The organism is Acinetobacter gyllenbergii CIP 110306 = MTCC 11365, from assembly GCF_000413855.1.
Lineage (GTDB): Bacteria > Pseudomonadota > Gammaproteobacteria > Pseudomonadales > Moraxellaceae > Acinetobacter > Acinetobacter gyllenbergii.
The window spans coordinates 1-9,497 of record NZ_ATGG01000056.1; the positions used below are offsets into that span (position 1 = coordinate 1).

Annotated in this window: 11 protein-coding genes and 1 pseudogene; 9 read left to right on the forward strand and 3 right to left on the reverse strand. The window is 48.8% G+C overall.

Annotated elements, in window-relative coordinates; all coding sequences use genetic code 11:
• Positions 1-34: 34 nt before the first annotated feature.
• Positions 35-160 (forward strand): helix-turn-helix domain-containing protein, encoded by a 126-nt coding sequence (locus tag F957_RS21970; RefSeq protein WP_228128566.1) that lies wholly within the window; start codon positions 35-37, stop codon positions 158-160.
• A gap of 240 nt (positions 161-400) precedes the next feature.
• On the opposite strand, the gene F957_RS01445 is transcribed toward F957_RS21970, so the two are convergent.
• Positions 401-1,480 carry an AraC family transcriptional regulator gene (locus F957_RS01445; protein ID WP_004658508.1) on the reverse strand — a complete coding sequence of 360 codons (1,080 nt, stop codon included), beginning with the start codon at positions 1,478-1,480 and terminating at the stop codon, positions 401-403.
• Positions 1,481-1,696: 216 nt separating this feature from the next.
• Here F957_RS01445 and F957_RS01440 point away from each other — a divergent pair, with 216 nt between their 5' ends.
• From F957_RS01440 to F957_RS01430, 3 genes are all read left to right on the forward strand, one after another.
• Entirely contained in the window at positions 1,697-2,017 is a 321-nt protein-coding gene (locus F957_RS01440; protein ID WP_004658513.1) for a 2Fe-2S iron-sulfur cluster-binding protein, read from the forward strand.
• A 58-nt stretch (positions 2,018-2,075) separates the two neighbouring features.
• Entirely contained in the window at positions 2,076-3,458 is a 1,383-nt protein-coding gene (locus tag F957_RS01435) for a cytochrome P450 (RefSeq protein ID WP_009516417.1), read from the forward strand.
• A gap of 86 nt (positions 3,459-3,544) precedes the next feature.
• The gene (locus F957_RS01430; RefSeq protein ID WP_001193555.1) at positions 3,545-4,759 is read left to right on the forward strand and encodes an NAD(P)/FAD-dependent oxidoreductase; all 1,215 of its coding nucleotides are present in this window, start codon (positions 3,545-3,547) and stop codon (positions 4,757-4,759) included.
• 38 nt (positions 4,760-4,797) lie between these two features.
• On the opposite strand, the gene F957_RS01425 is transcribed toward F957_RS01430, so the two are convergent.
• A complete protein-coding gene (locus tag F957_RS01425) occupies positions 4,798-5,028 on the reverse strand; it encodes an IS5 family transposase (RefSeq protein ID WP_004656998.1) in 231 nt (76 codons plus the stop codon).
• 654 nt (positions 5,029-5,682) lie between these two features.
• Here F957_RS01425 and F957_RS01420 point away from each other — a divergent pair.
• The 5 genes from F957_RS01420 (at position 5,683) to F957_RS01400 (ending at position 9,172) form a co-directional block, all read left to right on the forward strand.
• Positions 5,683-6,552 (forward strand): metal-dependent hydrolase, encoded by an 870-nt coding sequence (locus tag F957_RS01420; protein ID WP_000149466.1) that lies wholly within the window; start codon positions 5,683-5,685, stop codon positions 6,550-6,552.
• A gap of 83 nt (positions 6,553-6,635) precedes the next feature.
• Entirely contained in the window at positions 6,636-7,262 is a 627-nt protein-coding gene (locus F957_RS01415) for a TetR/AcrR family transcriptional regulator (RefSeq protein ID WP_000952904.1), read from the forward strand.
• Positions 7,259-8,230 (forward strand): BtrH N-terminal domain-containing protein, encoded by a 972-nt coding sequence (locus F957_RS01410; protein ID WP_000186299.1) that lies wholly within the window; start codon positions 7,259-7,261, stop codon positions 8,228-8,230. The genes F957_RS01415 and F957_RS01410 overlap by 4 nt, the downstream gene beginning before the upstream one ends.
• Before the next feature lie 56 nt (positions 8,231-8,286).
• A complete protein-coding gene (locus F957_RS01405; protein WP_000378064.1) occupies positions 8,287-8,751 on the forward strand; it encodes a PaaI family thioesterase in 465 nt (154 codons plus the stop codon).
• Between the two features lies 1 nt (position 8,752).
• The gene (locus F957_RS01400) at positions 8,753-9,172 is read left to right on the forward strand and encodes a PaaI family thioesterase (RefSeq protein ID WP_000029507.1); all 420 of its coding nucleotides are present in this window, start codon (positions 8,753-8,755) and stop codon (positions 9,170-9,172) included.
• Between the two features lie 91 nt (positions 9,173-9,263).
• On the opposite strand, the pseudogene F957_RS21390 reads toward F957_RS01400, so the two are convergent.
• A pseudogene (locus F957_RS21390) lies at positions 9,264-9,386 on the reverse strand (helix-turn-helix domain-containing protein); the annotation flags it as partial.
• Positions 9,387-9,497: the final 111 nt, after the last annotated feature.

Genomic DNA, 9,497 nt, shown 5'->3' on the forward strand with positions numbered 1-9,497 from the left:
TCGTCGTCCTGGTCAACGCACCAAGTCAGATCGTCTGGCACCTAAAGTGTTGGAGTTGGTGTCTGCTGGACACTCTTATCGACAAGTCGGTCGGCTGGTCAATCTAAGCAAAAATACCGTGTTGGATATCGTTAAAAGAAGTCGGAGTGAAAATCCTTAGCGTGCTATATTTTCCGTTTCCTGAGACGACCCCTAACTGAAGACATTGACGGTGGATGGGCTGCAATGGGAATTAAAACCTCTACAGAGTTCACAGCGGGTTGCAAGCGTTGGGTTGAGTTGAGGTTATCGGATTGGAAGTGGAGGGCTGCCATATGATTGCCATCTCTGACATAGCGTTTTAAGGTATTTTTCTAGGGCGTATTGATGTTTCAACGTATTAACAATCATACGAACAACCTCATTCTCTCAGGTCATTTTCTTCTTGCCGATGGGTGATTTTTCGCCGATAAGCACTTGGTGATACACCAAACCAGCGTTTAAACGCGCGCCGAAAATTAGCAGAGTCGTGGTAATTCAGTAAGCTGGCAATTGCCTCGACCGATATTTGAGGGTCATGTAAATAACTACTGGCTTTCTCAGATAAAATCCGATCTCGAATCAGCCGGTAACTCGTGTTCTCTTTGACCAGACGTCTGGCCAGCGTACGCTTATTCATAAACAAGGCTGCAGCCAGATCCTCTTCACTCAGTTGCCCGAGCGGATAGGACAGCATGGCTTTTTGCACTTGGTAGGTGGTGCTGTGTTGTTGGGTCTTGAGCCGGTTGAGGATCATTTCGCATTGTTGCATCGCCAGCAGATAGCTATCGTGCTGCGCGGATGCATTGGCAATCAAGCACAACTCGGTCGGCACTCGGATCGACAGTTGTGGCTGATCAAACTGATAGGTACCGGCAAGATAATCCGCGTAACAGGCATGATGATCGGGGGCGGGATGGCTAAACTGAATCACCGCCTCGGTCAGCGGTCGTCCAACAATAAATTCGGCACATTCCGAAAAAATCACCGCAACAGTTTCGGACAGTAGCCGATGTACTGCATGACTCAAGGTCTGCTCAAAGAAAATCAAGCAGGTCGTCCACTCAGCATTGGTGTGTGTTTCGAGCCTAATCAAACTCATACGGGTCGGCAAAAAAGTTTGAAACGCTTGTAACACGGCCAATAAGTTCGGGCTGCTATTGATTAAAAAGCCCATCGAGCCATGTGTTGACGGCGTGAGCCGCTGCCCTAAACGCAAGCCAAACTGATCGGATGCGGACAACTCCAAGCTATTTTGTAAGATTTGAATCTGTTGGCTGGCCGTGATCATCGTGTCGTCACGCATCAGTTGTTCAGCGGTCAGCGTGGTGAATTTTAATAGTTTAGGTAGGTCACGCGCCTGCAAGTCCAGCTCTCGGCCAATCAGACGGGTATAGCTACAGGGGATATTAGCAGATTCACTTGTACTGGCGAGACCAGTCAGCAGACTTGGATGCAACATGGCTCAAACACCTCAATAACAGACCAGTATGAAAGAACATCGACTAGAAAAATGCAATCGACGATGGGGCTACAGCGCCATAATCGTCTTTTAATGACCCTATATTGTCAACAAGAGACCTGTAAGCAGTATGGATACATGTCTATTATGAGTAAAGAGGGATGGCTATTTTCATCGGCGTCACCAGCAACCGTATACCACACAGGAGTAGTAATAATGGGTCAAATTACATTGATCGAGTATGACGGTACCGCCACCGTACTTGACATCGAAGCGGGCAAGTCGCTGATGCAACTGGCTATCGATCACGGCGTATCCGGCATTGATGGAGATTGCGGTGGCGAATGTGCTTGTGGAACCTGTCATGTGATCGTTGACGGTGCTTGGCTGGCGGCGACAGGACAGCCCAATGACGAAGAGGCGCGCATGCTAGAGATGGTACCAGAAGGTACGGCGTCGTCTCGTTTGGCGTGCCAGATTCAATTGTCCGATGCAATGGATGGCATGGTGGTGCATTTGCCTGAGTTTCAAATGTAGTGACGGCAGATTTCAACAGCTGTTAAGCATCATCATTGAGGAATGAATCATGAAAAACATGCAAGCCACACTAAACCAAATTTCAGCCCTGCTGCCGATACCCATGCATTTACAAGTGAAAGGCATGCAGGTGTTCCAAAAGGTCAAGCAACGGGTGACACAGGCGCAACCGTTCCCTGATTTTGTAGAAAAGCCAATCCCCGATGTTGCCACGCTCAAGCTCGAAGACATCGATATGAGCAATCCGTTTTTATATCGACAGCATCAATGGCAGTCATACTTTAAGCGGCTACGCGACGAGCGTCCTGTTCATTACCAAAAAAGCAGTCCATTCGGTGCATTTTGGTCGATTACCCGTTATGACGATATTGTGTTCGTGGACAAATCCCACGAGCTGTTTTCGGCGGAACCGGTGATTGTGATTGGCAAGCCGCCCGCCGGACTGGATGTGGAAATGTTTATTGCAATGGATCCGCCTAAGCACGATGTGCAGCGTCAAGCGGTACAAGGTGTGGTCGCACCGAAAAATTTAAAAGAAATGGAAGGGCTGATCCGCAGTCGGGTACAAGAGATTTTGGATGATTTGCCGCTCGATACGCCGTTTGATTGGGTGGAGCGGGTGTCCAAAGAAATCACCGCACGCATGCTGGCGACCTTGTTAGATTTTCCGTATGAACAGCGGCACAAGCTGGTGTACTGGTCTGATACGTTGGCGGGCAGCGCAGAAGCCACGGGCGGTGAGATTAGCGACAACGATGTGCTTTTTAATGCCGCCGCTGATATGGCCAAGCAGTTTGCCGCGCTGTGGCATGCCAAGGCGGCTCAGCAAGCGGCAGGTGAGCCGATGGGATTTGATTTGATTAGCTTAATGCTGAGCAATGACGATACCAAGGATTTGATTCACCGTCCGATGGAGTTTTTGGGCAATTTGGCCTTGCTGATTGTCGGTGGGAATGACACCACGCGGAACTCCATGACCGGCGGGGTATATGCGCTGAACCTGTTTCCTGAGCAGTTTGTCAAACTGAAAAACCAACCGAGCCTGATTCCAAATATGGTGTCCGAGATCATTCGCTGGCAGACCCCACTGGCGTATATGCGTCGCATCGCCAAGCAAGACATCGAGATGCACGGCCAAACCATCCGTAAGGGCGACAAGATCTTAATGTGGTATGCCTCGGGCAATCGTGACGAGCGGGTGATTGAACAGCCAGATGCGTTTTTGATTGATCGTAAAGGTGCACGCAATCATTTGTCATTTGGCTTTGGTGTGCATCGCTGTATGGGCAATCGCTTGGCCGAGATGCAGTTGCGGATTCTGTGGGAGGAGTTATTGCTTCGCTTCGACAATATTGAGGTATTGGGTGAGCCAGAGTTGGTGCAGTCTAACTTTGTGCGCGGCTATGCCAAGATGATGGTCAAACTGACTGCCAAAGCGTAGGTATCAAAATAGGCGACAGAGGCATTTTGCAACTGTCGTCGGCAACAATTGATGCTGTGCATCAACCATGAACTGAGTGAATTCATATGCAAACAATCGTCATCATTGGCGCAAGTCATGCTGCGGCGCAGTTGGCGGCAAGTCTGCGGCCAGATGGCTGGCAGGGCGAGATTGTGGTGATCGGCGATGAGCCGTATTTGCCGTATCATCGACCGCCGTTGTCCAAGACCTTTTTATGCGGTGCACAACTGGTCGATGAGTTATTGATTCGGCCAGCCGCTTTTTATCAAAAAAATCAGATCGAATTTCGGCACGGGCGGGTGGTTGCGATTGATCGGGCAGCGCGCAGCGTGACACTACAAGATGGCAGTACGCTTGCGTATGACCAGTTGGCGCTGTGTACCGGTGCACGAGTCAGGACGGTGTCGCTGGCTGGGTCTGATTTGGCAGGTGTGCATTATCTTAGAAATATCAGCGATGTACAGGCTATCCAGCCATTTGTACAACCCAACGGCAAAGCAGTGGTGATCGGTGGTGGCTATATCGGTCTTGAAACAGCCGCCGCATTGACCGAGCAGGGCATGCAGGTGGTGGTCTTGGAAGCCGCCGAGCGGATTTTGCAGCGGGTAACTGCACCGGAAGTGTCGGACTTTTATACGCGGATTCATCGCGAACAGGGTGTGACGATTCATACCGGTGTGTCGGTCACGGCGATCACGGGTGAGGGGCGGGCGCAAGCGGTGCTGTGTGCCGATGGTTCGATGTTCGATGCAGATCTGGTGATCATCGGGGTCGGGGTTGTACCGAATATCGAGTTGGCGCTGGACGCGGGCTTGCAGGTGGACAATGGTATTGTGATTGATGAGTATTGCCGTACCAGTGCGCCAGAGATTGTGGCCATCGGGGATTGTGCCAATGCGTTTAATCCGATTTATCAGCGGCGGATGCGCTTGGAGTCGGTACCAAACGCCAATGAACAGGCCAAAATTGCCTCGGCGACCTTGTGTGGCTTACAGCGGACCTCGAAGAGTTTGCCTTGGTTTTGGTCAGATCAGTATGATCTAAAGTTGCAGATTGCGGGACTCAGTCAGGGGTATGATCAGATCGTGATTCGGGGTGATGTGCAGCAAAGGCGTAGCTTTGCAGCGTTTTATTTGCAGGCGGGTCGCCTGATTGCGGCGGATTGTGTGAATCGTCCGCAGGAGTTTATGCTAAGCAAAAAGCTGATCACGGCTGGTACGGCGGTCGATCCACTGCGGTTGGCGGATGAGTCGATTGCGGTACAGGCGTTGATGGGGTAGCTTAAAACTACATCAGGCTAGATTTGCATTACGCTGATTCAGATGTTAATCAGAATGGCATCGATAGATACCTGTGAGAGCAAGTCAGGTGCAGCTTTGGCTTTGTGTAATTCACCACCCGTGATCGCAAACACGATGGGTAATCCATACCCATCTACGGCAAGATGGATCTTACTTGTCTTGCTACCTCGACTTAAGCCAATCGCCTCCTGATCGTGAGTTGCAGCACGTGCATTATGTTGATGTGCCTTGACGTAATTGCTATCCATAACCCCTACTCTATATCAGAGTCAGTAGATAAAACCCTGAGTATGCTTTGGAAAAAACCTTTTGCTGACCAGTCGTTGTATCTTTTGTAGAGATTAGGCTGCTGACCAAACTCAGTCAGGAGGTAGGTCTAGCCATGGACATTTCACCCACATTCTGTAGAGCATGGCTTCTACGGTGAGCCGTAAATTTGGTTTGTGATCAATGTCCTGTTGCTTGAGCATAGGAGAAATCTTTGCTCAATGTTGGTCGTTCAGCATAAAGCGTGGCATGGTGGACTCGGATGGGGAGAGCTTTAATTCTCTGAGTCTGCCTCCAATTTGCAATCAATATTTTCAAACGTCAACACACTCTAATGTAAAAAAACTAACATTAAAAAAACACCTCTGCCAAAAGGTCTGGTAGCTATATTCGATGTCAAAGATGATCTGGCTCACCTGCTGCGTTGTTAACTCATTCTATCAAATTTTGAGGACAGGCTTGACATTTGGTCAATCGACCAATATATTCAAAATATGCATTTGGTCATTTGACCAATACCCGTTGAATTCTTGTGTGATATTTGCTGTGCCTGACCAAGGTGAAAAATATTGCTCAAGGTCAAATGTGATAGCAGGTTTACAGACATTCGATGCCTTTACAAGGAAACTCTCGCCATGACTCATATGATCAATATCCAGCCACGTAAGCCGCGGTTTGATTTAAGTGATGTTCCAGTTTTTTGGAACGACGGTGACCCGGTGTTAACACGCTTCTTTGATGCACTTTCTATTCACTTCCCCGATGGAGAGCGTTTTTTTATTCAGTCGGTGCGTAACTATCAGGATCTGGTCACAGATCCTAAACTGAGAGAAGATATCAAAAACTTTTTTCGCCAAGAAGCGCAACATGGCATTGTGCATGACCAGTATAATGCGGTGATGCAGTCGCAAGGCATTCATGTCGAAAAGGTCATCGCAAGATTCAAATTATTTATTCGGCTCTCCCAAAAACACCTGCCCGCCAAGTATCTGTTGGCCATGACAGCTGCCTTTGAACATATTACTGCTGTACTAGGCGAGGGTGCTATGGAGGGTGAGGGTGAGATGTTCAAGAATGCTCATCCCGCAATGCGTGCCATGTTCATGTGGCATGGGGTAGAAGAAGTCGAACACAAAACAGTAGCCTTTGATGTTTACGAAACAGCGGCAGGTGGGGGGTATTTCACCCGCGCATCTGCTTTGATTATCGGAACGCTACTGGTACATGCGGTGGTTGGCTCAGTTCTTTGGCATATGTTGAAAATTGACAAACTACAAGGTCAGCCATTGGTGCTTGCTAAGGGATTTTATCGCCTCTATGGACCACGTGGCCTGATTACCAGACTTATTCCACGCTATCTGGACTGGTTTAAGCCAGGTTTCCATCCTAGCGACACCGAAATCCCAGAAAAGGTTAATTCTTGGCTGGCTGAATATGATAAGCATCAAGACCCTATGGAAGCGTCACGAATTGTTTTTAATGTCCCCATTGCAAAAGCTGTATAGATCAGGAGAGACCGTGAAAGACTCGACTCGACTTGACCAAGTCGAGTAACCTGTCTTATTGATATAATGTTATGAGTCAAACTATGTTGAGTAGTGAATCTACGCGAGTCGAAGTTGCTGACCGCGAGAGAGTATTAGCCGCTTCTGCCAAGCTGTTTCGAGAAAAGGGTTTTGAGCGTACCAGTGTGCGAGAAATTGCCAGTGCTTGTGGTATTCTTCCAGGCAGTCTGCATTACCGCTATCGTAGTAAAGACGATATTTTGGTTGATATGATGCGGCTTGCTATTGAGAGAACTATTTACAGGATTGTTGAGGCGACTTCCGCGATTCAAGATCCACTCAAAAAAATGCAATCGGCACTGCAGACACATGTCGATATCCTTATGTCGGGTGACGATATGGTTTATGTGTTGTTGTTTGAGTGGCGCTCGGTACATGGAGTCGCACGTGAGCAGATTATTGCTGAGAGAGACAGATACGAGCGATATTGGCAGACAATTCTTGATGATCTGCAGTCTTATGGTTGTATCCGAAACGATGTGGATGCAGATCTGTTAAGACTGATTGGGCTAGGAGCAATAAACTGGGCTGCCACTTGGTATAAAGAAAATGGTAAGTACAATCTTGAACAGATCGCGGATGCGATATGGCAGATGATGACAAGAGGCATCCTTAATCCAGATTTTCACGAAGAGGCAAAAAACCTGTGACCAACTATAAGACTCCATCCCGTATCACGCACGCCATCGGGAGGCATTGTGGCAGCTCCGCAATTCGTGATTTGCTCGAGTTTAATGGGCTGAATATTTCCGAGGCCATGTGCTTTGGATTAGGCTCAGGGCTTGGCGTGACCTATTTGGAAATGGCTGACGCCCCTGTGCCATTTTTAGTGCATGTGCGGTCTTTGGGGTTTGAAGCGCGCGTATTTGAAAGTATCGGTATACCCTTTGAGTGGCAAACCTTCGAGTCACCCGAATCGGCAGCCACCGCGCTGGAGAAATGTTTGGATGCGGGTCACCCCACCCTGTTGCTGACGGATATTTTTTATTTACCTTACTTCAACAGCAGCACGCACTTTCCCGGTCACGCCATAGCCGCTTGGTCGAGAAATCCAGAGACAGGTGCGGTATTTGTCACCGATACCGAGCGTCCGAGTGTTTTGTCGGTGACGCGAGAGGCACTGACCCGCGCACGTTTTTCTACACAGCCCCCATTTATTCACTATGGCAATATGTTCACGCCCACCGCGTTTCAAGGCGAAATTACCCCCGAGATGATTACCGGTGTCATCCATGACAACGCCAAGTCATTAGCTGTGAGTGGCATATCGGCACTGGAAACATGGCTGGCCGAACTGAGTCGTTGGGGAGCCACAGGCGATTGGCACTGGACGACCCGATTTGCCTACCAAATTATTGAAAAGCGTGGCACAGGTGGCGGCGGCTTCCGCAAAATGTACGCTGAATTCCTTGATGAAGCGGTTCACTATGACGCAAGTGTACAGCAATATCGACTGCCCCTGTTAATGAGGGCTTGCGAAAAAGCATGGACGGCATTAGCCATGTGTTTGAAGTCTGCCTCGGAAAGCACAAACTTTCCATATGCCGCCATTGAAGAGGCCATTGTGGCGGTGATGCAGGCCGAACGTAATTATACAGATGCCGCCCTTGCACTTTGAGACGTGCCGCTAATTTTTTCGCAATAAAATCAGCCAGCAATGGCGGGAGTTCAAAAATGGACAGTAATAACACGGCACACCTGACCATGGCTAAGGCGTTTTTTGGTACTAATCACCCTTTATTCAATATGTTCAATATTAGTGTTGGTGCAGTGAGCGATGGTCATGCCGAGATGACGATGCCCTTCTCTGAGCAACTCTCTGACCGTAAAGGCTCACTGCATCGAGGGGCTTTGGTGACGCTGCTGGATACGACTTGCGGCTTATCTATTTTTTCGTCATTGCGGTCGTTAGAGCCGATTGCCACTATTGATTTGCGTGTCGATTTTTTGCGACGTATTCCCTCTGCGGTAGGTTTAAAGGCGATAGTGGATTGCATTGGTAGAACCGATACGGTGGCCTTTATCACGGGCCGAGCGGTTGCAGAAGACAGTGGTGAGCTACTGGCTACTGTCACTGGTTCTTTCGCAATCGGCACGATGGGACCCTCTTTTGACAGCAATGAAGCGCGAGGCGAGTGATATGAGTATAGTAAATCAGATGAGCGCGGAAACACCCCCACTAAAATTGTGTGACGAGCCTTTTGTCGATTTTCTAGGTTTTCGTGAGGAAATGCAACATGGAGAAATACAGTACTTTATGGACTTTCGTGATTCGCATATCGGCAACCCGATGATTGGCACGTTTCATGGCGGCATTCTCGCGAGTTTTGGTGAAGTGGCCGCCGCCGCCTATCTTGCCCGTCAGCGTGGTGATAATGAGCTGCCCTTATGCTCCACGATGACCTTTGATTACCTGCGGCCAGCATTTATAGGTACGTTACAGGCAGTCCCCAGTATTGTTCGTGCGGGTCGGCGCATTACGACAGTATCGGTTCAGTTACTACTTGATGGCAAGTTGGTTTGTATCGGTCGATTCCTGTTTACGGTTAGCAGCAAATAAAATTGGAGCAAGCTCAGTTCAGGATGCCGACCCTGTTTTACTCAGAAAAATTTTCAATAGATAGACAAATAATATCAAATAGCTGGAACTACTACTGATACCGATACAGCGTTGGCGCAGAAATCCCAAACTCCTTCGCCAATGCTCGCTTGGTTTTGTAGTCGCCAGATTCAAGACGTTGATGCAGCAGAGCCACTTGTTCAGGAGTCAGTGACGGCTTACGGCCCTTGTAGGGGTCGTCTCAGGAAACGGAAAATATAGCACGCTAAGGTTTTTCAATTGCGCGCAATGGCCTAAATTTTCCACCACCTATCTTGGCTTTGCT